This window comes from Nocardia macrotermitis, assembly GCF_009604405.1.
In the GTDB taxonomy this organism is placed as follows: Bacteria; Actinomycetota; Actinomycetes; order Mycobacteriales; family Mycobacteriaceae; genus Nocardia; species Nocardia macrotermitis.
The window spans coordinates 441,111-464,833 of record NZ_WEGK01000003.1; the positions used below are offsets into that span (position 1 = coordinate 441,111).

General features: G+C 68.3%; 25 protein-coding genes and 5 tRNA genes. 17 read left to right on the forward strand and 13 right to left on the reverse strand.

Features of this window, described 5'->3' with window-relative positions; translation table 11 throughout:
- Nucleotides 1–52: 52 nt before the first annotated feature.
- Both NRB20_RS09235 and NRB20_RS09240 read right to left on the reverse strand, forming a co-directional pair.
- The gene (locus NRB20_RS09235) at nucleotides 53–772 is read right to left on the reverse strand and encodes a TetR family transcriptional regulator (protein WP_319944660.1); all 720 of its coding nucleotides are present in this window, start codon (nucleotides 770–772) and stop codon (nucleotides 53–55) included.
- Nucleotides 773–878: 106 nt separating this feature from the next.
- Nucleotides 879–2,411: an AMP-binding protein gene (locus NRB20_RS09240; RefSeq protein ID WP_153409474.1), complete on the reverse strand. Its 1,533-nt coding sequence runs from the start codon at nucleotides 2,409–2,411 to the stop codon at nucleotides 879–881.
- Between the two features lie 148 nt (nucleotides 2,412–2,559).
- Between NRB20_RS09240 and NRB20_RS09245 the strand changes: the two genes are divergently transcribed.
- The 5 genes from NRB20_RS09245 (at nucleotide 2,560) to NRB20_RS09265 (ending at nucleotide 6,993) form a co-directional block, all read left to right on the forward strand.
- Nucleotides 2,560–3,273 (forward strand): enoyl-CoA hydratase/isomerase family protein, encoded by a 714-nt coding sequence (locus NRB20_RS09245; protein ID WP_319944707.1) that lies wholly within the window; start codon nucleotides 2,560–2,562, stop codon nucleotides 3,271–3,273.
- 100 nt (nucleotides 3,274–3,373) lie between these two features.
- Nucleotides 3,374–3,784 (forward strand): flavodoxin family protein, encoded by a 411-nt coding sequence (locus tag NRB20_RS09250; protein ID WP_153409846.1) that lies wholly within the window; start codon nucleotides 3,374–3,376, stop codon nucleotides 3,782–3,784.
- Nucleotides 3,785–3,942: 158 nt separating this feature from the next.
- Nucleotides 3,943–4,620: a response regulator transcription factor gene (locus NRB20_RS09255; RefSeq protein WP_319944662.1), complete on the forward strand. Its 678-nt coding sequence runs from the start codon at nucleotides 3,943–3,945 to the stop codon at nucleotides 4,618–4,620.
- Between the two features lie 83 nt (nucleotides 4,621–4,703).
- Complete coding sequence (locus tag NRB20_RS09260; protein WP_194289772.1) at nucleotides 4,704–5,963, forward strand: sensor histidine kinase; 1,260 nt, start codon at nucleotides 4,704–4,706, stop codon at nucleotides 5,961–5,963.
- Nucleotides 5,950–6,993: a hypothetical protein gene (locus NRB20_RS09265; protein ID WP_153409476.1), complete on the forward strand. Its 1,044-nt coding sequence runs from the start codon at nucleotides 5,950–5,952 to the stop codon at nucleotides 6,991–6,993. Before NRB20_RS09260 ends, NRB20_RS09265 begins: the two co-directional genes overlap by 14 nt.
- Before the next feature lie 185 nt (nucleotides 6,994–7,178).
- On the opposite strand, the gene NRB20_RS09270 is transcribed toward NRB20_RS09265, so the two are convergent.
- The gene (locus NRB20_RS09270; RefSeq protein WP_153409478.1) at nucleotides 7,179–7,631 is read right to left on the reverse strand and encodes a hypothetical protein; all 453 of its coding nucleotides are present in this window, start codon (nucleotides 7,629–7,631) and stop codon (nucleotides 7,179–7,181) included.
- 113 nt (nucleotides 7,632–7,744) lie between these two features.
- On the opposite strand from NRB20_RS09270, the gene dapA reads away from it, so the two are divergent.
- From dapA to NRB20_RS09290, 4 genes are all read left to right on the forward strand, one after another.
- Complete coding sequence (gene dapA, locus NRB20_RS09275) at nucleotides 7,745–8,653, forward strand: 4-hydroxy-tetrahydrodipicolinate synthase (RefSeq protein WP_153409480.1); 909 nt, start codon at nucleotides 7,745–7,747, stop codon at nucleotides 8,651–8,653.
- Complete coding sequence (locus NRB20_RS09280) at nucleotides 8,650–10,758, forward strand: ribonuclease J (protein ID WP_153409482.1); 2,109 nt, start codon at nucleotides 8,650–8,652, stop codon at nucleotides 10,756–10,758. The genes dapA and NRB20_RS09280 overlap by 4 nt, the downstream gene beginning before the upstream one ends.
- A 325-nt stretch (nucleotides 10,759–11,083) precedes the next feature.
- The gene (locus NRB20_RS09285) at nucleotides 11,084–11,707 is read left to right on the forward strand and encodes a TIGR03085 family metal-binding protein (RefSeq protein WP_153409483.1); all 624 of its coding nucleotides are present in this window, start codon (nucleotides 11,084–11,086) and stop codon (nucleotides 11,705–11,707) included.
- 206 nt (nucleotides 11,708–11,913) lie between these two features.
- Entirely contained in the window at nucleotides 11,914–14,544 is a 2,631-nt protein-coding gene (locus NRB20_RS09290) for an FtsK/SpoIIIE family DNA translocase (RefSeq protein ID WP_153409485.1), read from the forward strand.
- Nucleotides 14,545–14,627: 83 nt separating this feature from the next.
- Here NRB20_RS09290 and NRB20_RS09295 read toward each other — a convergent pair whose 3' ends face one another.
- The 10 genes from NRB20_RS09295 to NRB20_RS09340 form a co-directional block, all read right to left on the reverse strand.
- The gene (locus NRB20_RS09295) at nucleotides 14,628–15,059 is read right to left on the reverse strand and encodes a TIGR03668 family PPOX class F420-dependent oxidoreductase (protein WP_319944663.1); all 432 of its coding nucleotides are present in this window, start codon (nucleotides 15,057–15,059) and stop codon (nucleotides 14,628–14,630) included.
- A gap of 32 nt (nucleotides 15,060–15,091) precedes the next feature.
- On the reverse strand, nucleotides 15,092–15,508 hold the full coding sequence (locus NRB20_RS09300; RefSeq protein ID WP_153409487.1) for a nuclear transport factor 2 family protein: 417 nt from the start codon (nucleotides 15,506–15,508) through the stop codon (nucleotides 15,092–15,094).
- Nucleotides 15,509–15,603: 95 nt separating this feature from the next.
- Nucleotides 15,604–15,674: transfer RNA gene (locus tag NRB20_RS09305), tRNA-Gln, on the reverse strand.
- 22 nt (nucleotides 15,675–15,696) lie between these two features.
- Nucleotides 15,697–15,768 (reverse strand) — tRNA-Gln (locus NRB20_RS09310).
- Nucleotides 15,769–15,807: 39 nt separating this feature from the next.
- Nucleotides 15,808–15,880: transfer RNA gene (locus tag NRB20_RS09315), tRNA-Arg, on the reverse strand.
- 59 nt (nucleotides 15,881–15,939) lie between these two features.
- Nucleotides 15,940–16,013, reverse strand: a tRNA-Leu gene (locus NRB20_RS09320).
- Nucleotides 16,014–16,018: 5 nt separating this feature from the next.
- Nucleotides 16,019–16,090, reverse strand: a tRNA-Trp gene (locus NRB20_RS09325).
- Between the two features lie 311 nt (nucleotides 16,091–16,401).
- Nucleotides 16,402–17,226, reverse strand: a complete 825-nt coding sequence (locus NRB20_RS09330; protein WP_153409489.1) for a class I SAM-dependent methyltransferase — start codon at nucleotides 17,224–17,226, stop codon at nucleotides 16,402–16,404.
- Between the two features lie 76 nt (nucleotides 17,227–17,302).
- A complete protein-coding gene (locus NRB20_RS09335) occupies nucleotides 17,303–17,587 on the reverse strand; it encodes a YciI family protein (protein ID WP_153409491.1) in 285 nt (94 codons plus the stop codon).
- Nucleotides 17,588–17,618: 31 nt separating this feature from the next.
- The gene (locus NRB20_RS09340) at nucleotides 17,619–18,161 is read right to left on the reverse strand and encodes an amino-acid N-acetyltransferase (protein ID WP_153409493.1); all 543 of its coding nucleotides are present in this window, start codon (nucleotides 18,159–18,161) and stop codon (nucleotides 17,619–17,621) included.
- A 107-nt stretch (nucleotides 18,162–18,268) separates the two neighbouring features.
- On the opposite strand from NRB20_RS09340, the gene pgsA reads away from it, so the two are divergent.
- From pgsA to NRB20_RS09380, 8 genes are all read left to right on the forward strand, one after another.
- The gene (gene pgsA / locus NRB20_RS09345) at nucleotides 18,269–18,952 is read left to right on the forward strand and encodes a CDP-diacylglycerol--glycerol-3-phosphate 3-phosphatidyltransferase (protein ID WP_406603796.1); all 684 of its coding nucleotides are present in this window, start codon (nucleotides 18,269–18,271) and stop codon (nucleotides 18,950–18,952) included.
- Nucleotides 18,949–19,449: a CinA family protein gene (locus tag NRB20_RS09350; RefSeq protein ID WP_153409495.1), complete on the forward strand. Its 501-nt coding sequence runs from the start codon at nucleotides 18,949–18,951 to the stop codon at nucleotides 19,447–19,449. Before pgsA ends, NRB20_RS09350 begins: the two co-directional genes overlap by 4 nt.
- A gap of 106 nt (nucleotides 19,450–19,555) precedes the next feature.
- Nucleotides 19,556–19,948 (forward strand): helix-turn-helix domain-containing protein, encoded by a 393-nt coding sequence (locus NRB20_RS09355; protein ID WP_153409497.1) that lies wholly within the window; start codon nucleotides 19,556–19,558, stop codon nucleotides 19,946–19,948.
- A 221-nt stretch (nucleotides 19,949–20,169) separates the two neighbouring features.
- Nucleotides 20,170–20,997: a PspA/IM30 family protein gene (locus NRB20_RS09360; protein WP_153409499.1), complete on the forward strand. Its 828-nt coding sequence runs from the start codon at nucleotides 20,170–20,172 to the stop codon at nucleotides 20,995–20,997.
- A gap of 50 nt (nucleotides 20,998–21,047) precedes the next feature.
- The gene (gene pspM / locus NRB20_RS09365; protein WP_227833339.1) at nucleotides 21,048–21,947 is read left to right on the forward strand and encodes a phage shock envelope stress response protein PspM; all 900 of its coding nucleotides are present in this window, start codon (nucleotides 21,048–21,050) and stop codon (nucleotides 21,945–21,947) included.
- A gap of 96 nt (nucleotides 21,948–22,043) precedes the next feature.
- Nucleotides 22,044–22,307, forward strand: coding sequence for a hypothetical protein (locus tag NRB20_RS09370; RefSeq protein ID WP_153409501.1), 264 nt, complete (start codon nucleotides 22,044–22,046; stop codon nucleotides 22,305–22,307).
- Nucleotides 22,308–22,468: 161 nt separating this feature from the next.
- The gene (locus NRB20_RS09375; protein ID WP_319944665.1) at nucleotides 22,469–23,311 is read left to right on the forward strand and encodes an alpha/beta fold hydrolase; all 843 of its coding nucleotides are present in this window, start codon (nucleotides 22,469–22,471) and stop codon (nucleotides 23,309–23,311) included.
- Nucleotides 23,312–23,534: 223 nt separating this feature from the next.
- The gene (locus tag NRB20_RS09380) at nucleotides 23,535–23,711 is read left to right on the forward strand and encodes a hypothetical protein (RefSeq protein WP_153409503.1); all 177 of its coding nucleotides are present in this window, start codon (nucleotides 23,535–23,537) and stop codon (nucleotides 23,709–23,711) included.
- Nucleotides 23,712–23,723 lie beyond the last annotated feature (12 nt).

Here is a 23,723-nt window from a genome sequence, read left to right on the forward strand (position 1 = left end):
TGTGTCGAGAGTCGCCACAGTCCTGCGAAGCGAATCGTCCCGACCTGCGCGGTCAGCCCGCGTCGGAGTGGCGGGGGGTGTCGCGTTCCTCGGGGGGTGAGCCTGCGGCGACCTCCATGCCGCGGTTGAACGCCGCGATGACGGTGGGGTCGAGGCGGAAGGGTTGTTCGGGGTCGGCGATGGTAGGGCGGTCGCGGGCGCGGCGGGCGGCCGGTTCGTTGTTGGCGGTCAGGCGGCGCATCACGCGTTCGAGGATGGGGAGGATCTCGGTGATCTGGAGGGTTTTGTCGGCGACGCGGCCCATCAGGGCGTAGGCCATGTTGGCCAGGACCAGGCCGACGTCCTCGATGTATTCGGGGTCCGCGCCGCCGAAGATCTGACCGGCCACCGGGAGTACCGCGTCCAGGCCCTGGGTGTCGAGGCGGGTGCCGCCGGGGCCGGAGCGGGCGCGGTGGAACGCCTCGAGCATCTTCGGGTTGCTCTCCCACGGCTGGAAGACATGGTGCAGTACGCGCATCAGGCCGTCGTAGAGGGATTCCTCCGGCGCGGGCGGGGTCAGGTCGGGGTAGGCGTGATCGGCCATCCAGCGTTCGATCGCGGTGACGATCAACTCGTCGCGGGTGCGGAACAGTTTGTAGACCGTGGCCAGCGAGACGCGGGCGCGACGCGCCACCTCGCGCAGCTGCACCGCGTCGTAGCCTTCGGTTTGCAGCAATGTGAGCACCACGTCGATGATCTGCTCCGACGCGTCGCGTCCTGGCGCCCTGCTCACCGGATTACTGTAACACGGTTACTGGGAGTGGCGTGACCCACTCGACCAGGCGCGGAACTTTTGCGGCGCAACACTATTGGGAACGCAGCGTACATCCTCACACCGCTCATTCGCGAATCATGCTCTGCCGCACGCGGTACTTCTGGATCTTGCCGCTGGGTGTGCGCGGAAAATCGTCCACCACGTGGATCTCCTCCGGCCACTTCTGTTTGGCCAGACCCACCTCCGCGAAATGCGCGCGCAGATCCTCCAGCGAGGGCGCGGGGGAGTCGGGGGCCAGGCGCACCACCGCCGCGACGTGCTCGCCGAGCCGGGCATCGGGTGCGGCCACCGCGACCGCCTCGACGACGTGCGGCATGCTCAGCAGCACCTCCTCGACTTCGAGCGCGCTGATGTTCTCCCCGCCGCGGATGATCAGGTCGGTGGTGCGGTCGGTGATGGTCAGATAGCCGTCCGCGTCCAGGACGCCGATATCGCCGGTGTGGTACCAGCCCTGCGCGTCGAACGCCTTCGCGGTGAGGGCGTCGTCGGTGTAGCCCAGGCACAGATCCGGTCCGCGACTGAGGATTTCGCCGTCCTCGGTGAGCATGATCTCGACGCCGGGCTGCGGATCGCCGTCGGTGTAGAGGCGTTTGGGGCGCGGGTCGGTGGCGTCCGAGGCGGTGATCGAGGGATGTTCGGTACTGCCGTAGGAGCGGTAGACCGTCAGGCCCAGATCGGTGAGGCGTTCGGTGACCGAGGCCGGGACCGACGCGCCGCCCATCCCGGCGTACTTCATCCGCGCCAGATGGTTCGGGCCGAAGGTGGGATGTTCGATGAGGCTGGTCAGGTAGTACGGCACGCCGCCGCCGAAGGTGACGTCGTAGGTGGTCATCAGGTTCAGGATCAGTTCCGGATTCCAGGTGTCCACCAGATCGACCGGGATGCCGTCGCGGATCGGGATCAGGAACGCGTTGAGCATGCCGATGAAATGCCCGACCGGGGCGGCGGTGATCTGCGGGCCCAGGTCGTCGGGGTAGTGCTCGGCGAGCTGGCGGGTTTCGCAGCCGAGGGTCTGGTGGCTGTGCACCACGCCCTTGGGTGCGCGGGTGGTGCCGGAGGTGAACGCGATCAGTGCGGGGCCGGACGGATCGACGGTCGTCACGCCCTCGAACGGTTCGTCCGCGAGCAGTTCCTCGAAGGTGCTGCCGACGACGCCGGTGATCGGCACCTGCTCGTAGACCGCCGGGTCGTATGTGATCGAGCCGAAACGGTCGGTGGTCACGAATGCCTTGGGGCGCACCGCATCCAGGATGTATCGGACCTCGCGGGGGCCGTAGATGTGCACGATCGGGACCACGATCGCCCCGAGGAACGTGGTGGCCCAGAAGGTCGCGGCGGCTTCCATCCAGTTGGGCAGCTGGCAGGCGACCGCGTCACCGGGGCCCATGCCGCGCTCGTGCAACCCCTGGGCCAGGCGACGGGCGACCAGTTCGACCTCCGCGAACGTGCCGGTGTACGGCCGGACCGCGGAGTGCACGCGCAACGTCGAGTCGGGCGCCGAGGCCAGGCCGCGCGCCAGTAGATCACCGAGGGTGTCGCGGGTCCACCACCCTTCGTCCTCGTAGCGTCGGGCCAGTTCGGCGGGGATCGTGCGCATGTGGCCTCCAAGTCCGGATGTGCGGGCGTGACGGCCACACTCGCGGGCTGCCGGGTGGTTGCAGGGTTCATCGAAACGGGGGCTGCCCGTGGTGGATATACTATTCTCCGAATACAAGAATTCCAATATCTGGATTGGAGAACCGGTCGTGGTGGACCTCGAGTTGGACGATGGCCTGGCAGTGCTCACCATCGACCGCCCCCAGGCGCGCAACGCCATCGCGCCCGAGACGATGGATCAGCTCGACGAGGCGCTGGATGCCGCCAAAGGCGCTCGCGCCCTGGTCATCCGGGGCGCCGGGGACAAGGCGTTCGTCTCCGGCGGCGACCTCAAACAGCTCGCCGCGATCCGCACCCTCGAGGGCGCCGCCGAGATGGCCTGGCGGATGCGTGGCATCTGCGACCGTCTCGCGGACTTCCCCGCCCCCGTGATCGCCGCCCTCAACGGCCACGCCTTCGGCGGTGGCGCGGAGGTAGCCGTGGCCGCCGACATCCGCATCGCCGCCGCCGACATCCGCATCGGCTTCAACCAGGTAGCCCTCGGCATCATGCCCGCCTGGGGCGGCGCCGAACGCCTCTCCGCCCTGGTCGGCCGCAGCCGCGCCCTCCTCCTCGCAGGTTCCGGCACCATCCTCGAAGCCCCCGAAGCCGAACGCCTCGGCCTCATCGACCGAGTCCTCCCCCGAGACTCCTTCGAAGAGGGTTGGCGCACCCTGGCCCGCTCCCTGGCCAACGCCCCTGCCGCCCGCATCAAACACGTCCTCTCCGGCGTAACCCCCACCGAAGCCGTAGACGCCTTCGCCCACCTGTGGATCTCCGACGAACACTGGGCCGCCGCCGACCGCGCCCTGAAGAAGAAGTAGCGCACCCCGCCCCACTCTTCCTCGCCACCCCGGACCTCCTCCGCACTAACCTGAACCCGTGCCGACCCTCCTGCTCATCCACCACACCCCGTCCCCGTTCATGCAGGCGATGTTCGAGGCCGTGGTGTCCGGCGCAACCGACCCGGAAATCGAAGGCGTAGCGGTAATCCGCCGCCCCGCCCTGACAGTCTCCCCAACCGACGTCCTCGAATCCGACGGCTACCTCCTGGGCACCCCAGCCAACCTCGGCTACATGAGCGGCGCCCTCAAACACGCCTTCGACACCATCTACTACCCCTGCCTCGACTCGACCCGCACCCGCCCCTTCGGCCTCTACATCCACGGCAACGAGGGCACCGAGGGCGCAGAACGCGCCGTCACATCGATCACGACCGGATTGGGTTGGGCGAAAGCCGCCGAATACGTGACGGTCTCGGGCAAACCATCCAAGGACGCCCTGCAAGCCTGTTGGGAACTCGGCGCGACGGTCGCGGCCCAGCTCATGCAATAGCGGCTTACACCTCTCCCCATGAAATCAATGGCTCACGTCGGGGCGGTTGCCCCGGCATACTCGAAGCCGATGCGTTCCGGAATCGGTCGGTGGTCGGCTGGTTGGTGGGGCGAGGTGGTGTTCTTGGGACACGGGATCTGGGAAGAGGTGAGAGCGCTGTGGAGCCGACGTATCAGGGGGCGGTTCGGTCGCGACGGATCGGGCTGGTCGAGGATCACGAGTCCGTGGCGCTCGGGCTGGCCAGCATGCTGGCGCCCGAGCCGGATCTGGAGTTGATCATCACCGCGGGGACCGTGGCCGAACTGCTTTCCGCCGCACCGGAATTGGATCTGGTGGTGTTGGATCTGCGGTTGGCCGACGGATCCGCGCCCGAGGACAACGTGCGCACCCTGCGCGACAGCGGACACGAGGTGCTGGTGTTCACCGGTGCGGACAATCCGTTCCTGGTGCGCGCGGCGGCCCGAGCGGGGGTGCTCGGGGTGGTCCGCAAATCTGAGGACGTGCAGACCGTGGTGTCGGCGGTGCGCGCGGCCGCGTCGGGCGAACAGGTCGTCACCACCGACTGGGCCGCGGCCATCGACGGCGATCCGCAACTGCGCGACGTCGGGCTCAGCCCGCGGCAGCAGGAGGTGCTCACCCTCTACGCCTCGGGGGAGAAGGCGTCGCGGGTGGCGCGGATGACGGGCCTGTCCGAACAGACCGTCAACGACTACCTCGGCCGGATCCGGCAGAAATACGCCGACGCCGGACGCCCGGCACCCACCAAGACGGACCTGTACAAACGAGCGGTGGAGGACGGGTGGCTGCCGGTGCCCGAGCGCAATCCACGCGCCTAGCGGTATCGGCCGTGCCGAGCGGCCCGCGCGCCGGTTCCGGGGCGCGGACCTCGGCGGGTATCCGCCGGAGGGGGAGATACGTTGTGTCGCAGCATGTCTCGCCGACCGCGTCGGAGGGGATCATGCGGCGGCTGGGCATGTCGATGGGCCTGGGCGGGGTGATCATGGGCCTGGTCACCATCCCGGAAATCATCGAACAGGGGCACGGCGCGCCGGGCTGGTGGAGTCCGGTGGCCGCGCTGCTCACCTTCGGCGGCTTTCCGATCCTGGCCGCGGTGTCGGCGCGCGCCCGGCCCGCGGTGATTCGCGCGGTCTCGGGGCTGACGGCGGTGAGTTTCCTTGTCGCGCTGGCGATCACACCGCTCGCGGTGCAGCCGCACACCCTGGACGCGTCGTCGGTGTGGCTGTACCGGATGCTGCCGCTGGGCATGCTCGCCGCGGCGCTGGCCTGGCGGCTGCTGTGGTCGGTGGTGTACCTGCTGGTGGGGTCGACCGCGGTGGCGTGTGTCAACGTCTATCTCGTCGAGCAGTTCAGCGCGATGTCGGCGCTGAGTGGCCTGCTGCGCGCGTCCGGTCTGGCCAGCCTGTTCCTGTGGTGCGTGACCTGCGCGCGGGGCGCGGGCGCGCGGGTCGACCGAGAATCGGCCATCGCCGGTCGACGCGCCGCGGCCACCGCCGCCTCCACCGCCCGCGATCACGAACGCGCCCGCTTCGCTGCACTCATCCACGACGCCGTGCTGTCCACGCTGCTGGACGCCTCCCGTGGAGCCGAGGACACACCCGCCGGCCCGCCGCCGGTCGGCGGACCCAAACCGTGTCCGGGCAAGGCGGCCGGTGAGATCTCGGTCCTGCGGCGACAAGCCCAGTCGACCCTCGACCAACTCGACGAAATCCGCGTCGACGTGCGTGAACCCGATGTGCTCGACGCGCGTTCGGCGGTCATCTTCCTGCGTTCCGCGGTGCACGAGATCAATCCGGGCATCCGCTTCGCCACCCGCACCTGGCCCGGCTTCGACGATCTGCGCATGCCCGTCGCGGTCGCCGGAACATTGGCCGCGGCGCTGGGCGAGGCGGTTCGCAACAGCCTGCGGCACGCCGCGATCCCCGGTCGGCCGGTGCACCGGACGGTCACCTGCACCATCAGCGCGGGCAGCATCCGGCTCGTCTTCAACGACGACGGCGCGGGTTTCGATGTGGAGCAGGTGTCCGCGGACCGGCTCGGCATCTCGGTGAGCATTCTGGGCCGCATGCGCCAACTGGCCGGAGGCGCGGGTTTCGTCGAATCACAACCGGGGGAAGGCACCACCGTGACGTTGGTATGGGGTGGCGATGGCTCAGCGTGACATGACCGGTGACCTCGATCCCCGCTTCGGGCTCCGGGACCTGCTGGGCCTGCGCGGCGGGATGGCATGGCTGTTCATGCTGATCCTGGAACTGATCATCGTGCTGTACATGATCGGCAACCTGCAGGCCGCATCCCTGATGCAGACGCTGGTCGCGTTGGTCGTGATGGCCGCGGCCGGGGCGGTGGTGCTGCTGGCGCCGGAGGATCCGCTGCCGTGGACCTCGACCGCGTTCGTCACCGCCGCCGGTCCGGTCGCGACCGCGCTGACGGCGGTGGATCTGGGGTCCGCGCCCGCACATCACGTCGTGTGGACGGCATACGCCTGCTCCTACGTGCTCGCCGCGCTGGTGTTGCGCGGCCGGATCGCGGCGGCGTGGCTGAGCGTGGCCGCGTCGGCGACCGTGCTGGTGACCGCCGGACTGCGCATCGATGTCCGGTTCGACGCGATCGTCTCGGCATCGATCGTCCCGATCGGCACCGTCGCGGCCATCTCGGCGTTCGCGGTGATCATCCGCCCGACCCAGCGTTCGCTGCGGATGCTGCGCGAGGAGGCCACGGTGCGCGCGGCGGCCGAGGCGACGATGGTGGCCGCCGACGGTGAGCGGATCCGGCAGCTGGCCCGGCTGGACCGGGTGGCCCGCCCGATCCTGGAGCGGATCGCCGACGGCGCGGTGCTGACCGCGGCCGAACGGGAACAGTGCCGGTTGCTCGAGGCCGAACTCCGCGACGGCCTGCGCGCGCCGCAACTGGTGACCGAGGAGTTGAGCGGCGCGGCGCGGGGTGCGCGGGCGCGCGGGGTCGAGGTGGTGCTGCTCGACGACGGCGGTTTCGAGGGCGTGCCGCAGTGGGTGCGGCAGCGCGTGATCGATTCCGCGGTAAGGGAATTGGACGCCGCGAACGCCGGTTCGGTGACGGTGCGGGTGTTGCCGCTCGGGCGTCGTGTGCTGGCCACGGTGCTGGCGCACGCCGCCGAGGATGATCGGCGCACGGAGATCGATACCGATGGGAACGTTGCGGTGACTACCTGAGTGGTGCCGGGAACTTCGCGGTGACTACCTGAGTGGTGCCGAAAACGTCGCGGTGAGCACTCGAGTGGTGCTTGCGGTGCGCGGCAGCCGACTAGATCACTCGCAGGTCACGCAGAGCGGCACTGTGATGTCAGGGTGACGTCACCCGTGCCGACACTCCGGAACACCTTGCGCGCGAACAGCTTTCACTCGTCGCGCCGACCACCCCCACCCCAGCGCGTCTGATCCCGCAACGCGTCCTGCACCGTCGTGGACAACCACGAGTTCAGCGACATACCGCTCTGCTCGGCGGCCTGCTGGGCGCGGGTCTTGATCTGGTCGACCATGCGCAGGGTGACCCGGCTGATATCGCCGGTGATGTCCTCGAAACTCGGCGTCTCCTCGTCCGACGCCTGCGTGTTCTTGCGCACGTCGACCTTCGCGGTCGTGCCCTCCAGTGCGATGTGCACGGTGCGGTCGCCCAGTTCCGCGCTGACCTCGGCCGCCAGATCCGACAGGGCCGCCAGCAGCGTCAGCCGTGCGGCGTTCTCGGTGGCGGTGGCCAGCGCCGCGGCGGTGGCCTGCGTCTTCTCGTCGCCCAGTGCGGCGGCGGCAACCAGATCCTCGCGCAACCGCGCGGTGTACTCACTGATATCCATGACGCCATTGTGACGTCATATCTGACATCATTCAATGTTTTTCTCGATCCGTTCGCCCACGAATGAACGGCCGGGGCAAGCCGGACCCGACAGACCCAGTAGCCTTTCTGACCATGACGAACGGTGAATCGACGGGGAGCGGGCTGCGCGCGTCCGGCACGGTCGGTGTCGCGATGGTGACTCCCTTTACCGGCGACGGCAAGCTCGATGTCGACGCCGGTGTCGCGCTGGCCAACCATCTGGTCGACCAGGGAGTCGATCTGCTGGCCATCTCCGGAACCACCGGAGAGTCCCCGACCACCACCGAATCGGAGAAGTTCGATCTGTTGCGCGCGGTCGTCGACGGCGTCGGCGACCGCGCCACCGTCATCGCCGGTGCGGGCACCTACGACACCGCGCACAGCGTCGAGCTGGCGCGCAATGCCGCTCGTGCGGGTGCGCACGGGTTGCTGGTGGTCACCCCGTACTACTCCCGTCCTTCGCAGGAGGGGTTGATCGCGCATTTCACCGCGGTCGCCGATGCCACCGATCTGCCCGTGACGCTGTACGACATTCCGCCGCGTTCGGTGGTGCCGATCGCCTCGGAGACGATTCTGCGGTTGTCGGAGCATCCGCGGATCGTCGCGGTGAAGGATGCCAAGGGCGATCTGGCCGGTGGCGCGCAGCTGATCAGCGAGACCGGTCTGGCCTACTACTCCGGCGACGACATTCTCAATCTGCCGTGGCTGTCGGTCGGTGCGGTCGGATTCATCAGCGTTATCGGGCATCTGGTGCCCGAACGGCTGCGTGCGCTGCGCGAGGCATTCCTCGCCGGTGACGTGGCGAAAGCACGTGAGTTGCACGTGAGTATGTTGCCGCTGTGCCGGGCGATGGCCCGGGTCGGCGGTGTGTCGATGACCAAGGCGGCGTTGCGGCTGCTCGGGGTGGACACCGGTGAGCCGCGCCTGCCCCAGCTGATGCCCGATGCCGAACAACTGGAAGCGGTGGCCGCTGATCTGCGGGCCGCGGGGGTTTTGAAATGAGTGAAGAGAATACGGGCACGCCCGTAACCCGTCGTCCGCGCCGTGGCGCGAGTCGTTCCGCCGGTGCACCCGCGCCCGCGCCGCCGCCGGAACCGGTTGTGGCGCAGGTGGTTTCGCCGGAGCCGACGAGTGCTCCGGACACCGCGAGTGCTGCGGAGTCGGCGAGTGCCGCCGAGCCCGCGAGTGCCGCCGAGCCGCGCAAGCGTGCCGGGCGGGCCAAGTCGGCCAAGGAGGAGACCCGCGCGGCCAAGACGCGGGCGCAGGATGCGCAGCCGGAGAAGGCCGTTCGCGGCCCTCGCGGTGATGCCGGACAGGATCGGTCCGCGCAGGACAGATCCGATCGAGGTGGCTCCGCGCGCCGTTCGAGCCGTGGGAACCAGCCCGCGAGACGTTCGGAAACCGCTGCGCCGCAACCGGCTTCGGTCGGCGCGCAGCCCTCGGGTCTGCCTCCGGCATTGCCGCGCAACGGATTGCGCGTCTTCGCGCTCGGCGGTATCGGCGAAATCGGCCGCAACATGACCGTTTTCGAGTTCGGCGGCAAACTGCTGATCGTCGACTGCGGTGTGTTGTTCCCGGAGGATCAGCAGCCCGGCGTGGATCTGATCCTGCCCGATTTCCGGCCGATCGAGGACCGGATGGACGATGTGGTCGCCGTCGTGCTCACGCACGGCCACGAGGACCACATCGGCGCGGTGCCGTTCCTGCTACGCCAGCGCAGGGACATTCCGGTGATCGGTTCGAAGTTCACCCTCGCCCTGGTCGCGGCCAAGTGCCGCGAACACCGCTTGCAGCCGAAGCTGATCGAGGTCACCGAGGGGGAGAAGACCACCCACGGACCGTTCGAGTGCGAGTACTTCGCGGTCAACCACTCGATCCCGGACGCCATCGCGGTCGCCATCCGCACGCCCGCGGGGCTGGTGCTGCACACCGGCGACATCAAGCTCGATCAGCTGCCGCTGGACGGCCGCCTGACCGACCTGGCCGGATTCTCCCGGCTCGGCGACGAGGGCGTGGATCTGTTCCTGGTCGACTCGACCAATGCCGAGGTGCCCGGATTCGTCACGCCCGAACGCGAGATCGGGCCGGTGCTGGACAGCGTCATCGGCAAGGCCAAGGGCCGGGTCATCGTGGCGTCGTTCGCGAGCCACGTGCACCGCATCCAGCAGGTCGTCGAGGTGGCGCAGCGGTACGACCGGCGGGTCTGCTTCGTCGGCCGGTCGATGGTGCGCAATATGCAGATCGCGCAGGATCTCGGCTATCTGGACATCCCCGACAGCGTGGTGGTGGATCTGGATCAGGCCGCCAACCTGCCGGTGCACAAGCTGGTGCTGATCTCCACCGGGTCGCAGGGTGAGCCGCTCTCGGCGCTGTCGCGGATGGCGCGCGGGGATCACCGGCAAATCAACATTCGCGCCGACGACCTGGTCGTGCTGGCCTCCTCGCTGATCCCCGGCAACGAGAACGCGGTGTTCGGCGTCGTCAACGGCCTGGCCCGCCTCGGCGCGACCGTGGTCACCCAGCAGAGCGCCAAGGTGCATGTCTCCGGGCACGCGTCGGCCGGTGAACTGCTGTACCTGTACAACGCGGTGCGGCCCACCAATGCGATGCCGGTGCACGGTGAGTGGCGGCATCTGCGCGCCAACGGGGCACTGGCCGCGGCGACCGGCGTCCCCGCCGATCGGGTCATCCTCGCCGAGGACGGCGTCGTGGTCGACCTGGTCGACGGCATCGCCTCGATCGTGGGCCGGGTACCGGTCGGTCAGGTCTACGTCGACGGCCTCTCGGTCGGCGACGTCGGCGAATCGACCCTGTCCGATCGCCTCGTGCTCGGCGAGGGCGGCTTCATCTCCATCACCGTCGCCGTCGACGCCACCACCGGCAAGGCGATCAGCACCCCCGAGGTCACCGGCCGCGGCTTCTCCGACGACCCCGACGCCCTGAGCGCGGCCCACGGCCTCGTCGAAGCCGAACTGGTCCGCCTGGCAGGCGAAGGCATCACCGACACCCACCGCATCGCCCAGAGCGTCCGCCGAGTCGTCGGCCGCTGGGTCGCCGAAACCTACCGCCGCCGCCCCATGATCGTGCCGACAGTCCTAGGGGTCTGAGGCTGTATTTTCGGCCTCCGCTTCGCTCCGGCGGGTTTTCGGCGCCCGAAGGCTCGCCGCTGCCCGCTCGAGACTCGGCCTTCGGCCATGCGCTTCGAGCGGGCATCGGCGAGCCGCGCCGAAAACTTTGGGGTTGGCCTTGCGAGCCTGACGGTTTCCGGCGTACGGAGACGTTTCGCAGGGGTGATTGTCGGTGGGACTCAGCCCCAGCCGCTTCGGGGCTGAACTGCTCCGAGTGCACGCGGGTGCCGGTGATGAGACGTCCGTGGGCTGCGGCGGCGGTTGCGGGGTCGCTCTGTGCTGAGCGAGTGGTTAGGGTTGGGCTATGAGTATGGCTCAGGATGAGCGGCGGGCGTTGGTTGTGGCGATGACCGCCGCTGGGCCGGATGCGCCTACGTTGTGTGGGGCGTGGACGGTGCGGGATCTGGCGGCGCATCTGGTCGTGCGGGAGCGGCGGCCGGATGCCGCGCCCGGGATCATGATCAAATCCTTTGCCGGATACCTGGATTCGGTGCAGGCCAAGGCGGCGCAGCGGTCGTTCGAGGAACTGCTGGAGCAGGTGCGGACCGGGCCGCCGTGGTGGTCGCCGCTGCGGCCGGTCGACGCGGTGGCCAACCTCAGCGAGATGTTCGTGCATCACGAGGACGTGCGTCGCGCCGAACCGGGTTGGGAACCCAGGGAATTGACCGCCGCCGAGGAGGCGACGCTCTGGAAGACCTTGCGCCGCATGGCCAAGATGGCGTACCGCAAGGCCCCGGTGACCGTCGTGCTGGCCACCCCCGACGGCGAGCGGGTCACCGCGCACAGCGTCGAAGGCCCCGAGGTGGTGCTCACCGGCCCGCCCTCGGAGCTGCTGCTGCACGCCTTCGGCCGCAAAGAGGTTCGGCTCACCGCCACCGGTGCCGACGATGATGTTCGCGCGGTACACGACTGCGACCGCAGCATCTGAGCGACTCGGGACGGATGTCCGCTGACACCTCGTAGGGCGTGTCGATCGGCGGTCGGCGCGGTGTGCGGATATCCTGTGACGCAGCTCTCGGCGCGGTGTTCTGCTACATCGGTTCGCCGGACGGTCGCCCAGATTTCCCCCGCTGATGTGTCTGGGGTGGGTGTTGCGGATGGTCTGGATGGGGCTGTTGCGGCTAGCCTGGGGGTATGGCAGGCAAGTCCCGCAGCACCACGGCGTCTCGTTCGCGGGCGGGATCGGCGCGGGGGCGGGCTCCGGCACGGTCCCGTTCGGCCGGTTCACGCTCCGGAACGTCCTCGGCCAACCCTCGGAAGAATCCCGCGCCACGCGCGCGCAAGGCTCCGGCCCGTCGCCCGGCACCGCGATCCAACACCGCACCCCTCGCGGTCGTGCGGCGCGGCGTCGGCAGCGGCTGGACCATGCTCGCGCGGGGTATGGGAGCAACCACCCGCACGCTGAGCCGGGCCGGTGAGATCGAGCACGGGCATCGCCGCGACGGAATCGCGTTGGCGCTGGTCGCATTCAGCGTGATCATCGCGGCGGCGGTGTGGTTGTCGGCGGGTGGTCCGGTCGGGCACGCGATCGATACGGCCGTGCGGTTGTTCACCGGATCCGCCTCGGCCGCACTGCCTTTCGTGGCCTGCGCGATCGCGGTGATCCTGATGCGCACCGAACCGCGCCCGGAGATCCGTCCCCGGCTGGTGCTGGGCGGACTGCTGGTCGCCCTTCCGGCTCTGGGCGTCTGGCACATCGCGGCGGGCTCACCCGCCGACGCGCACGGTCGCGCGCACGCCGCGGGTTTCGTCGGTTACGTGATGGGCGGCCCGCTGCGCGACGGCCTCACCTCGTGGCTGGCCACACCACTGTTGTTGCTGGCCATCGCATTCGGCATCCTGCTGCTCACCGGGACGACGGTGCGTGAGATCCCCGATCGCCTGCGCTGGCTGTTCGGCACCGAGGCCCGCGACGAATACGACTCGTACGACGACAGATACGGTCGTTACGACTCGGATGACCTTGACGCGGACGGCCTTCCGGCGCACGAGCCGCGTCCGCGCCGCAAGCGTGGCCGCACCCCCGCGGAGAACTACCCGGCCGACGAATTCGGCGGATCCGATTCGGCTACCGAGATTCTCGGCGAACCGCCGCTCCAGGATGCCAAGCCCATCGCCGCGGAGCAGTCGGAGCAGGCCGAGAAGCCCGCCCCCGAGCCGAAGCCGAAACGCAAGGCTCCCAAGGTCATCGATCAGACCCCGCCGCCTCCGGAACCGCAGCAGCTGGAGTTCGTCACCGAACGTCAGGTCGACGGCGACTACCACCTGCCGCCGCTGTCCCTGCTGACCGACGGCGAACCGCCCAAGAAGCGCAGCGCCGCCAACGAGTCGATGATCGAGGCCATCACCGAGGTGCTGGTGCAGTTCAAGATCGACGCGGCGGTCACCGGATTCGTGCGCGGCCCGACGGTCACCCGGTACGAGGTGGAACTCGGCCCGGGTGTGAAGGTCGAGAAGATCACCGCGCTGGCGCGCAACATCGCCTACGCCGTGGCCACCGAGAACGTCCGGCTGCTCGCCCCGATCCCGGGTAAATCGGCCGTCGGCATCGAGGTGCCCAACGCCGATCGTGAACTCGTGCGCCTGGCCGACGTGCTCAAGGCCCCCTCGACTCGCAACGATCACCACCCACTGCTGATCGGCCTCGGCAAGAACATCGAGGGCGAATACCTCTCGGCGAACCTGGCCAAGATGCCGCATCTGCTGGTCGCCGGTTCCACCGGTTCGGGTAAGTCGAGCTTCGTGAACTCGATGCTGATCTCGCTGCTGCACCGCGCCACCCCCGAGGAGGTGCGGATGATCCTGATCGACCCGAAGATGGTGGAACTCACACCGTACGAGGGCATTCCGCATCTGATCACGCCCATCATCACCCAGCCGAAGAAGGCCGCCGCCGCGCTGGCCTGGCTGGTGGAGGAGATGGAACAGCGCTATCAGGACATGCAGGCCAGCAAGGTCCGGCACATCGACGACTTCAACAAGAAGGTCAAGTCGGGGCAGATCACCACGCCGCTGGGCAGCGAGCGCGTCTACCGGCCGTACCCGTACATTCTGGCCATCGTCGACGAGCTCGCGGATCTGATGATGACCGCGCCGCGCGACGTCGAGGACGCTATCGTGCGCATCACCCAGAAGGCGCGTGCGGCCGGTATTCACCTGGTGCTGGCGACGCAGCGGCCCTCGGTGGACGTGGTCACCGGCCTGATCAAGACCAACGTCCCCTCGCGGCTGGCGTTCGCCACCTCCTCGCTGACCGACTCGCGCGTCATCCTGGATCAGCCCGGTGCGGAGAAGCTGATCGGCATGGGTGACGGGCTGTTCCTGCCGATGGGCGCGTCCAAGCCGACACGTCTGCAGGGGGCGTTCATCTCCGACGAGGAGATCCAGGGCGTCGTCGATTTCGCGAAGAACCAGGCCGAACCCGACTACACCGAGGGCGTCACCGCGGCCAAGGCGGGCGAGAAGAAGGACGTCGATCCCGATATCGGCGACGATCTGGACCTGTTCGTGCAGGCGGTGGAACTGGTCGTCACCTCGCAGTTCGGCTCGACCTCGATGCTGCAGCGCAAGTTGCGGGTCGGATTCGCCAAGGCCGGCCGGCTGATGGATCTGATGGAAACCCGCGGCGTCGTGGGACCGAGCGAGGGATCCAAGGCGCGCGACGTGCTGATCAAGCCCGACGAGCTGGACGGCCTGCTCTACACGATCCGCGGCGGCGACCCGGCCGACCTGTCCGATGACGCCGCCCCCGAAAGTGCGGAGTAGACGAGAAATCCGCGTGCGACGGCAGCCGCCGGGCTTCGGGCCGGTACGACGACAGTCTCGGGCACTACTACGTGCGTGATTGATCAGCCGCTGTAGGCCCAGCCCGAGACGGTGTACACGGTGATTCGAATTACCGGGCCCTGTGGTGGATTCTCCTGGTACTGCGGGTATTTCGCGGTGAGCCAGGTGACCGGCTCGGTGCGGTCCGGTGGTTCGGACAGGATGCGGGCCGTGCCGTCGAGGCGGACCCACCACAGGTGGGTCCAGTCCTCGGAGTATTCGTCGGCCAGGAGTGAAATTCGTTCCGTGGCAGCGATATTGCGCAGGCGTCGCAGGTTCGTGGTGGTCTTCGGCTTGTGATCGATGGCGAAAACCGCTGTCGGGGTGGGGGTTTCCAGGTTCAGGGCGAAGGTCACCGGGACGACGTGCGGTTGCCCGTCCTCGCTCACCGTCGCGAGGCGGGCTACCCGCGCGTCACGGAATCGTTCCAGCGCGTCCTGCTCGGTCAATCGCACCTGATCAGGGTATCCGGCGAGCGGATTCCGCCTCAGGCTCCGGCGGTTTCGCGCTGGACCTGCTCGGTCGCCTCGCGCTGGATCTGTTCGAACTGCGCACCCATCGCCTCGGCCAGCGCGGTGGCGGCAGAGAGCGGGCGGACCATGACGGTCAGCTCGTCGACCTTGCCCTGCTCGTTCAGATGGACGAAATCGCAACCGTTGACCCGTTTTCCGTCGACGGTCGCCTCGAAGACCAGCGCCGCGTCCCGGCCGTCGGCATCGATGATCTCCCGCACGTAGCGGAAGTCCTCGAACACCCGCAGCACCCCGCGCAGAATCGCCGCCGTGATCGCCTTCCCCGGATACGGCTTGAACGCCACCGGGCTGGTGAACACCACGTCATCGGCCAATGTCGCCTCGATCGTCGCCGCGTCGTGCGTCTCGACCGCCTGCCGGAATGTATGCATCTCCACCTCACCTATGCAACTGGTTGTATAGGTGAACTGTACCGAATCACACCCCGCTCGGGTCACGCCGGATGGCCGGGTGTCTCGGGGAGGAGCTGACGCGCCAGGGCTCGAACCTGGATTTGCGGAACCAAAATCCGCCGTGCTGCCATTGCACCACGCGTCATCGACCTTTCGGTGTCCCCTCGCTGACGCGCCAGGATTCGAACCTGGACCTGCGAAGTCAGAGTCCGCCGTACTGCCGGTTGCACTACGCGTCATCGAAACACACTGTGTCCCTTGATTTTCGGGGTGTGCAGCGCGCTCGGGAAGATTCGAACTCCCAACCTCCTGGGCCGTAACCAGGCACTCTGTCCCTTGAGCTACGAGCGCTTTCACCCACGCGCGGCATCGTCGCTGACACCTCGGCGGCACTGCCGATGCGCGGGAAGTTCCCTCGGCGAGATTCGAACTCGCACGACGCAGGGTCTGAGCCTGCGGCCTCTACCAATTGGGCTACGAGGGATGGAGCGCGGACGAAGGGATTCGAACCCCCAACCGGCGACTTTGGAGATCGCTGCTCTTCCGTTGAGCTACGTCCGCACGGAGAGGGCGACGAAAAAGGGCCGCTCCGTGGCGAATTGCCCGGCAAGCGGCCCTGGGAGAGGTCGAGAGAACGTCTCAGGAACCACGTCGAGCGAGCAGGCGTAGGACGCGCCACTGTCGAACACATTGCGAACGGCGCTGTCGCCGATCCATCTGCCCGATCATCATCACGTCTCCTTTCGCCTGTCCCGCAGTGTGATTCGAGCCTAGCACCACGAATCCACCGAGGAAACGGATTTATCCGCGGATCGGGAACAGTGGCTCGATGATACTGAAATCTATTGTGCCGCTATGTATCTCGGAAGGGGTCAGGACTTGCGGGCCTGCACGGTGAAAGTGAACGGCAGCCGGTCCCGGCCTTCGATCAGCCGCCATTCGCCGTCGTCCCCGCACGTCATCCGGCCGGGCAGCACCTGCCACGGCGCGCTGTCGTGCTCGACCAGGCCGGTGATGCTCAGCCCGGCGTCGAGCAGCGCGGTGACGATCTCGCCGAGACCGTGATTCCACTGGTGGGTGGTGGTGGCCTCCTGGAGCGCGCCGTCGGTCTCGACGTAGGTCTGCGTCCCGGTCCACACCTGCGGTTCGGCGGTTTCGAAGTACGGGTACGTGACCGCCAGCAGGTCCTCGCGGGCGTCGTCGAGCGTGCTCGCCATCGGATGCCCGTCGCGCAGCAACAACCGGCCGCCGGGGCGCAGCAGTGCGGCCACCGTCCGCGCCCAGCGGTCGATACTCGGCAACCAGCACAGCGCGCCGATGCCGGTGTACACGAGGTCGAAACGTTCCGGGCCGAGCGCCGTCACCGCGTCGTAGACATCGGATTCCACGAAATCGATTGCGGCCCCGCAGCGTTCGGCGAGGGAACGTGCGTGCGCGAGCGCGACCGGTGAGAAGTCCAGTCCGGTCGGGTTCGCTCCGAGCCGGGCGAGCGACAGCGTGTCGGTCCCGAGATGGCATTGCAGATGCACCGCGCGCAGCCCGCGGATATCGCCCAGTCGCGGCAGGTCGAAACGCACCACACCGCTGAGCAGCCCCGGATCGGCGACATACCGTTCCAGCGCGTAAGCGGGTGAATTCGCGTGCAGGGGTGCGCGCTCGTCCCAGTTCGCGCGATTGACGTTGCGATAGTCACTCATAGCGGTGACCATCGCACGTCGATCGGCTTGTGCGCAGGGGAATTTCGCGCGGTATGGATCGTGGTGCCGGGTGTCGCTACTCCGCGAATGCGCCCATGGTCGGCTTCCACTCCACGATGCGGGTTTCGTGGATGAGGCCGTGTTGGGCGAAGGGGTCCTGGGCGAAGAGGGTTCGGGCGGCGGGCAGGTCGTCGGCGGCGATCAGGATGAGGGCGCCGGAGCCGTCCGGGTAGGGGCCGCTGGTCAGGACGGTGCCCTCGGCGAGGAGGTCGTTGAGCCAGGCACGGTGGGCGGGGCGATGCTCGTCGCGGCCGGCGGCCCGGTCCTCGGCGTAGGTGTAGTGGACAGCGAAGATGGCCATGGGGACTCCCGGACGTTCGGAGCGGACAAGATCAGAGGTTCAGCAGCATACGAGTATTGCCGAGGGTGTTGGGTTTGACGTAGCTCAGGTCCAGGAATTCCGCGACGCCGGTGTCGTAGGAGCGGCACATCTCGGCGAAGACCTCGGCGGTCACCGGCGTCCCGTCGATCTCGGCGAAACCGTGCCGCTCGAAGAAGGGGACCTCGAAGGTCAGCACGAACAACCGGCGCAGTTGCAACTCGCGCGCGATCGTGATCAGCTGATCGACGATCAGGCGGCCCACGCCCTTACCCTTGACGCTCGGATGCACCGCCACCGTGCGCACCTCGCCCAGATCCGCCCACAGCACGTGCAATGCGCCACAGCCGATCAATTCGCCGTCCAGTTCGGCGACCCAGAACTCCTGCACCGCCTCGTAGAGCGTGACCAGGTTCTTCTCCAGCAGAATCCGCCCGGCGTACACGTCGACCAGGGTCTTGATGGCGGGCACGTCCGAGGTACGGGCGCGGCGCACGATCGGGGCGTCGGCCACCGTCCCGTCGCTCGAACCGCTGTGCGTCGCCCGTGTCGTCATGGGGTGCACAGTAGTCGGGTTCGGTACCGATAGTCTGGTGTGGTGCCGCACATCCACTCCGCCCGCTCGCCCGAGTTTTTCCGGGCCCGCCCCGGTCGAGGGTGCCGGTGAGCGTGCAGAGCGACGACATGGACAGCGGCTGGTCCGACTCACACCACCCCCGGACCGAAACACCGCGCGCGCGCCCGAATCTGGTGCCCGCCCCACCCGCGCAGAGCGCCGAACCCGCCCCGGTGCCGGTGCTCAACATCGCCAACATCCTGACCGTGCTGCGCATCCTGATCGTGCCGTTGTTCCTGGTGGCGCTGTTCACCGGGACCGGGCACGACACCGGCTGGCGGATTCTGGCCGCCGCACTGTTCGGCATCGCGGCCATCACCGACCGGATCGACGGTCAGGTGGCGCGCAAGTACGGTCTGGTCACCGATTTCGGCAAACTCGCCGATCCGATCGCGGACAAGGCGTTGATCGGCGCGGCGTTGATCGGGCTGTCGGCGCTGGGCGATCTGGCGTGGTGGATCACGCTGGTGATCTGCGCGCGTGAGATCGGAATCACGCTGTTGCGATTGGCCGTCGTGCGGCGCGGGGTGATTCCGGCGGGTCGCGGCGGCAAACTCAAGACCTTGGTGCAGTCGCTGGCCATCGCGGTGTTGCTGCTGCCGCTCTCGGGTGTGTTCGCGACCGCGGGGCTGTGGTTGATGTATGTCGCCGTCGCGCTGACCGTGGTCACCGGTTTGGACTACGTCGTGCAGGCCGCGCGCCTGTGGTCCCGCCCGGCCCAGCCCAAATGACGGTGGACATCGATCCGCTCACCGCGGCAATTCCGGCCGCTGACCTGGTACGACTCTTGATCGCCGCACGCGCGACCGTGGCCACCGCCGAATCGCTCACCGCTGGGCTGCTGTCGGCGACGATCGCGGGCGTGCCGGGGGCGAGCGCGGTGCTGCGCGGGGGTCTGATCGTCTACGCGACCGATCTCAAACACACGCTGGCCGGGGTGGACGAACAGTTGCTGGCCAGTGCCGGACCGGTTGCGGCGGGGACGGCCGAACAGCTCGCGGCCGGGGCGCGGCGGGTGTGCGGGGCGGACTGGGGGATCGGGTTGACCGGGGTCGCCGGGCCCGATTCGCAGGACGGTCACGCCGTCGGCACCGTGTTCCTGGGGGTGGCGGGTCCGGACGGAACCGAGGTGTTGCGGTTGAAACTGGCCGGTGACCGGTGGACGATCAGGATGGGAGCGGTGCACGCGGCCGTGACCGAACTCGCCCGCGGCCTGGGCGGGGGATGAGCGAGTCGGCGAGGGAGCGGCCACCGATGGGAACCAGTCGAGGGCACGTGACGTTGTCACTTGCATAGGCTCGGTCCGGCCAGGCATGAACCGTTAGGAGAACGAGATGACGCTGCTACGAGAGGCAATCGGAGACAGTTTGCGGCGTGCTCGGATCGCCCAGAGCCGGACCCTGCGGGAGGTGTCGACCTCGGCCCGGGTGAGTCTGGGCTATCTGTCCGAGGTGGAGCGCGGCCGCAAGGAGGCGTCCAGCGAACTGCTGGCGGCCATCTGCCAGGCCCTGGACGTGCCGTTGTCCGAGGTGCTGTCCGATGTGAGCATCACGATGGCCGAACAGGATTTCGCCGCCGGACGGGCCCAGCGCGAACCGGCGCTGCCCGAGCGCGCCGCCGCACCGGCCGCGCCCGCGCCGTCGGCCTTCGCCCGGATTCCTGGGGAGACCAGGATCGTCATTCCCGCGCCCACCGCCGACAAGCTGGTACTCGTCCAGGCGAACTGACGCGGGAAAGATTTTCGACCGGTAAAGGTATGTGATCGGTATCGGCGAGGCTGTGCGACGGAACGGAAACGGATAGATTCTCTAGTGGGCTTCGGTCCCGGGCGAGTTTCGCTCGCCCGGGACACCGGGCATATGGAGGATAGGTACCACAGGGGTGCGTGACGGTCGCGCACTACAGTCGCGTGGGAGCGCGGCGCGTCAGATGGAGGCGGGATCAATCGATGGCTAATCCGTTCGTCAAGGCCTGGAAGTACCTGATGGCCCTCTTCGATTCCAAGATCGAGGAGCACGCGGATCCGAAGGTACAGATCCAGCAGGCCATCGAGGAGGCGCAGCGGCAACACCAGGCGCTGTCGCAGCAGGCCGCGTCGGTGATCGGTAATCAGCGTCAGCTGGAGATGAAGCTGAACCGTCAGCTGGACGAGGTGGAGAAGCTCAACTCCAACGCTCGCCAGGCGGTCATGCTCGCGGATCAGGCCGCTACGGCCGGTGACACCGACAAGGCGATCCAGTACACCAACGCGGCCGAGGCATTCGCCGCGCAGCTGGTCACCGCCGAGCAGTCGGTCGAGGATCTGAAGGTGCTGCACGACCAGTCGTTGCAGGCGGCCGCGCAGGCCAAGAAGGCCGTCGAGCAGAACGCGATGCTGTTGCAGCAGAAGGTCGCCGAGCGCACCAAGCTGCTCAGCCAGCTCGAGCAGGCCAAGATGCAGGAGCAGGTGTCCGCATCGTTGCAGTCGATGGACTCGACGCTGGCCACCCCGGGCAGCACGCCGAGCCTGGACGCGGTGCGCGAGAAGATCGAGCGCCGGTACGCCAACGCGCTGGGCGCCGCGGAGCTGGCCGGTAACTCGGTGCAGGGCCGCATGATGGAGGTGCAGCAGGCCAGCGTGCAGATGGCCGGGCACAGCCGCCTCGAGCAGATCCGCGCCTCGATGCGCGGTGATTCGCTCACCGCCGGTGACGCCACCCCGCAGGTGACCGCCCCGGCCCCGAATCCGGCCGCGGCGCAGCCGCAGGTGAACCCGGGTCAGGCCGCGCAGCAGTAGTCCGTGCGGCGGTTGCCGCGAGTTCGAGAACAGTTCGAAAGGCATCGAGGATGGGGAGATCGCAGGCCGCCGACGAGCCTGCGACGGGCCGTGCCCGCCCGTCCGCGATGCGCTCTCGGGTGGCACGAGAAGTGTTGTCGCAGTCCGGAATCGAGCCCGAACAGCTCGACCGGGCGCGACGACTGCCCGACACCCTGCGGGAGGCGGGGGAGACCGCGATGCACGCCGTGCGCGCCTGGGCCGATCCGCGGGAGCGGGAGTTGCGGCGGCGTCGGCGCGCGCGGCGACGCAGTCTGCGGTGGAGCGCCGCCTCCGGAATCACGGCACTGGGTGCGGCCGGGCTGGCGATCGCCTCCGCACCCGCCTGGGCGGTGATCGTGCTGGGCAGTGGTGCGGCGGCGCTGGTGACCGGAGCCGCGGTCAGCACCCGCAGTTATCTGCATCTTCGTCGAAATCCCTTGCCGCAGGCCGCATTCGTGCCGCGTCGCCTGCCGCCGGTCCGGTCGGCGGCGCGGGCGCCGATCGCTCGTCTGGTGCGCGCCGAGGCCGCGTTGCACGCGTTGAGCGCGCGCATCTCGCAGGGTGGCCGGATGCCCGCGGCGGATCTCACCGATACCGTCGAGACCGCTGCCTCCTGCGCTGCGGCACTACATGCTCTGGCCGCCGATACCGTGGCCATGGAGAAGACGGCAGCTGTTGTGGGACAAAGTGATTCGATCCCGGGCCTGGACCTGTCCGGGCAGGTGCGGGTGGTGGTCGCCCGGCTCGACTCGGGCGTCGTCGAATACGAGGCCCTGGTCGCCGCCGCGGGCCGCATTCTCGCGGTCCCCGAATCCGCCGCGCTGCCCTCCGAAATCGATTGGGCCCTGGTGCATCTCCGCGAATCCGCCGATCGCCTGGACGGCTGGGCGCAGGCGCTGACCGAGCTCGCCGACAGCCGGTTCCGCTGACCTCGGTTCGGAAATCCGGCGTGATCACCGGGAATTGCGGGGTCATTCCGGGTAGGGTCTGCGGCCATCGCTGTCGTCGACGATAGGAGTGGATTCATGCGTGTCAGGCGAATGACTGCCGGGGTGGTTGCGATTACCGGGTTCGCGGTGCTGGGTGGGGTGGTGGGTGCGGCCGGTGCCGGTGCGCGTCCGGTCATCGCGCAGCAGCAGTACACCTGCACCGGGACGGATTGGGCGGGGAAAGCGTTGCCGGCGCTCACTTTTCAGATTCCCGGTAGTGCGTACCAGGCGGCGCATCGGGCGCAGACAACGTGGGGTGGGGTGGCGAAGTTCTCCTCAATCGTCTGTCAGTCGAGTTGAGTGTCAGCAGGTTAGGCTAAGCTTCGCGAGTAGGCCGCTGATCGGTTGCGAGACCGGAATTTCGGTGTGCGGGTGGGAATTCGTGGGGAAGAAGGACTGACGTGGTGCGAGAGAGTGGATCGGGGAGTTCCGCCGGGCATACCCAGGGAGAGAGCGTGTGGGTGCCGACGCCGGATGGGCGGCGGCTACACACGATGGTGTTGGCCGGGCCCGGGGATTCGGAGATGCCGACGGTCGTCTTCGAATCGGGGGCCGCGGTGAACCGGTCGATGTGGGCGCTGGTGCAGCCGCTGGTCGGGGAGTGGGCGCGGGCGATCGTGTACGACCGGTCCGGGTACGGGCGCAGTGCCCCGGATCCGGAGTCGCGGACGCTCGCCAGAATGGCCGCGGATCTCGGCGCCGTTCTGGACCATTTCGGGCCGGGGCCGTATGTGCTGGTCGGGCACAGTGCGGGTGGTCCGATCGTGCGCACGACGGCGGCCGCGAACCCGGAGCGGATCGTGGGCCTGGTGCTGGTCGACCCGACCGAGGAGGGGCAGGATGTGCTGTTCCATCCCGTCGTGCGGCGGTTGGAGAGGGTGGCGTTGGCGGCGCTGCGGTTGGGTGCGCGGCTGCGGGTGCTGCCGTGGTTCTATCGCTCGACCGTCACGCCGTTGCCCCCGGACGCGCGGCAGGATATGCGGCGTGAGGGATTCACGCTCCAGGCGATGCGGACGTTCACCGCGCAGCAGCGCACGAATCTCGACGAACTCGCCGAATATCGGGATGCTCCACCGGATTTGGGTGAGCTGCCCCTCACGGTGATCTCGGGTGGTCGCGGGGGTAACGGTGTGCCTCGTTCGCAACGTCCGGTGCTCAACGCCCTGCACGCTCAGCGCGCGGCGCGTTCGTCGAACGGACGTCACGTGGTCGCAGCGCGCTCCCACCACTACGTGCTGCTCTGCGAGCCCGAGCTGGTCGCCGACGAGATCCACCACCTGGTCGAGGCCGCCGCGCACCGCTGAGCGGGTGTCCGCAGTGGGCGGGCGCGGGTACCGTGGAAGGTGCGGTCCGACGGGTGGGGGTCCTCGGGAACTACCCTGATTTAACCCTGATATCGGGGTTGACGTGGTGATTTTCCCCGGCGGGATCGGCAGTATGGAAGGTGTCGGATCACGCAGGGAGCCCTACTTTCCGGCCTCAACGGCCGGACTCCATTGCGGGCGGGCGGCGGGAGGAATGGAGCAAATGAGCATGTTCTGGAAGATCCTGGGCGTGGTCGCAGTCGTGTGGCTGGCGTTGATGGTGGTGGGCGCGCTGGTGAAGGCGCTGTTCCCGATCCTGATGATCAGCCTCGTCGTATTCGGGCTGTACCTGCTGTACAAGGCGGTATCGGGCTCGAAATCGACGGTCGACAAGCTGTAGACCGCGTCGCGA

Coding starts and splice junctions, on each gene's coding strand:
- NRB20_RS09240 (WP_153409474.1), bottom strand. CDS start 2,411: ATGCGCACGATCCCCGCCGAACTGGCCCGACGCTACGAGGACGAAGGG.
- NRB20_RS09250 (WP_153409846.1), top strand. CDS start 3,374: ATGCAGGCGATGTTCGAGGCCGTGGTGTCCGGCGCAACCGACCCGGAA.
- NRB20_RS09265 (WP_153409476.1), top strand. CDS start 5,950: ATGGCTCAGCGTGACATGACCGGTGACCTCGATCCCCGCTTCGGGCTC.
- NRB20_RS09270 (WP_153409478.1), bottom strand. CDS start 7,631: ATGGATATCAGTGAGTACACCGCGCGGTTGCGCGAGGATCTGGTTGCC.
- dapA (WP_153409480.1), top strand. CDS start 7,745: ATGACGAACGGTGAATCGACGGGGAGCGGGCTGCGCGCGTCCGGCACG.
- NRB20_RS09280 (WP_153409482.1), top strand. CDS start 8,650: ATGAGTGAAGAGAATACGGGCACGCCCGTAACCCGTCGTCCGCGCCGT.
- NRB20_RS09285 (WP_153409483.1), top strand. CDS start 11,084: ATGAGTATGGCTCAGGATGAGCGGCGGGCGTTGGTTGTGGCGATGACC.
- NRB20_RS09290 (WP_153409485.1), top strand. CDS start 11,914: ATGGCAGGCAAGTCCCGCAGCACCACGGCGTCTCGTTCGCGGGCGGGA.
- NRB20_RS09300 (WP_153409487.1), bottom strand. CDS start 15,508: ATGCATACATTCCGGCAGGCGGTCGAGACGCACGACGCGGCGACGATC.
- NRB20_RS09330 (WP_153409489.1), bottom strand. CDS start 17,226: ATGAGTGACTATCGCAACGTCAATCGCGCGAACTGGGACGAGCGCGCA.
- NRB20_RS09335 (WP_153409491.1), bottom strand. CDS start 17,587: ATGGCCATCTTCGCTGTCCACTACACCTACGCCGAGGACCGGGCCGCC.
- NRB20_RS09340 (WP_153409493.1), bottom strand. CDS start 18,161: ATGACGACACGGGCGACGCACAGCGGTTCGAGCGACGGGACGGTGGCC.
- NRB20_RS09350 (WP_153409495.1), top strand. CDS start 18,949: ATGACGGTGGACATCGATCCGCTCACCGCGGCAATTCCGGCCGCTGAC.
- NRB20_RS09355 (WP_153409497.1), top strand. CDS start 19,556: ATGACGCTGCTACGAGAGGCAATCGGAGACAGTTTGCGGCGTGCTCGG.
- NRB20_RS09360 (WP_153409499.1), top strand. CDS start 20,170: ATGGCTAATCCGTTCGTCAAGGCCTGGAAGTACCTGATGGCCCTCTTC.
- pspM (WP_227833339.1), top strand. CDS start 21,048: ATGGGGAGATCGCAGGCCGCCGACGAGCCTGCGACGGGCCGTGCCCGC.
- NRB20_RS09370 (WP_153409501.1), top strand. CDS start 22,044: ATGCGTGTCAGGCGAATGACTGCCGGGGTGGTTGCGATTACCGGGTTC.
- NRB20_RS09380 (WP_153409503.1), top strand. CDS start 23,535: ATGAGCATGTTCTGGAAGATCCTGGGCGTGGTCGCAGTCGTGTGGCTG.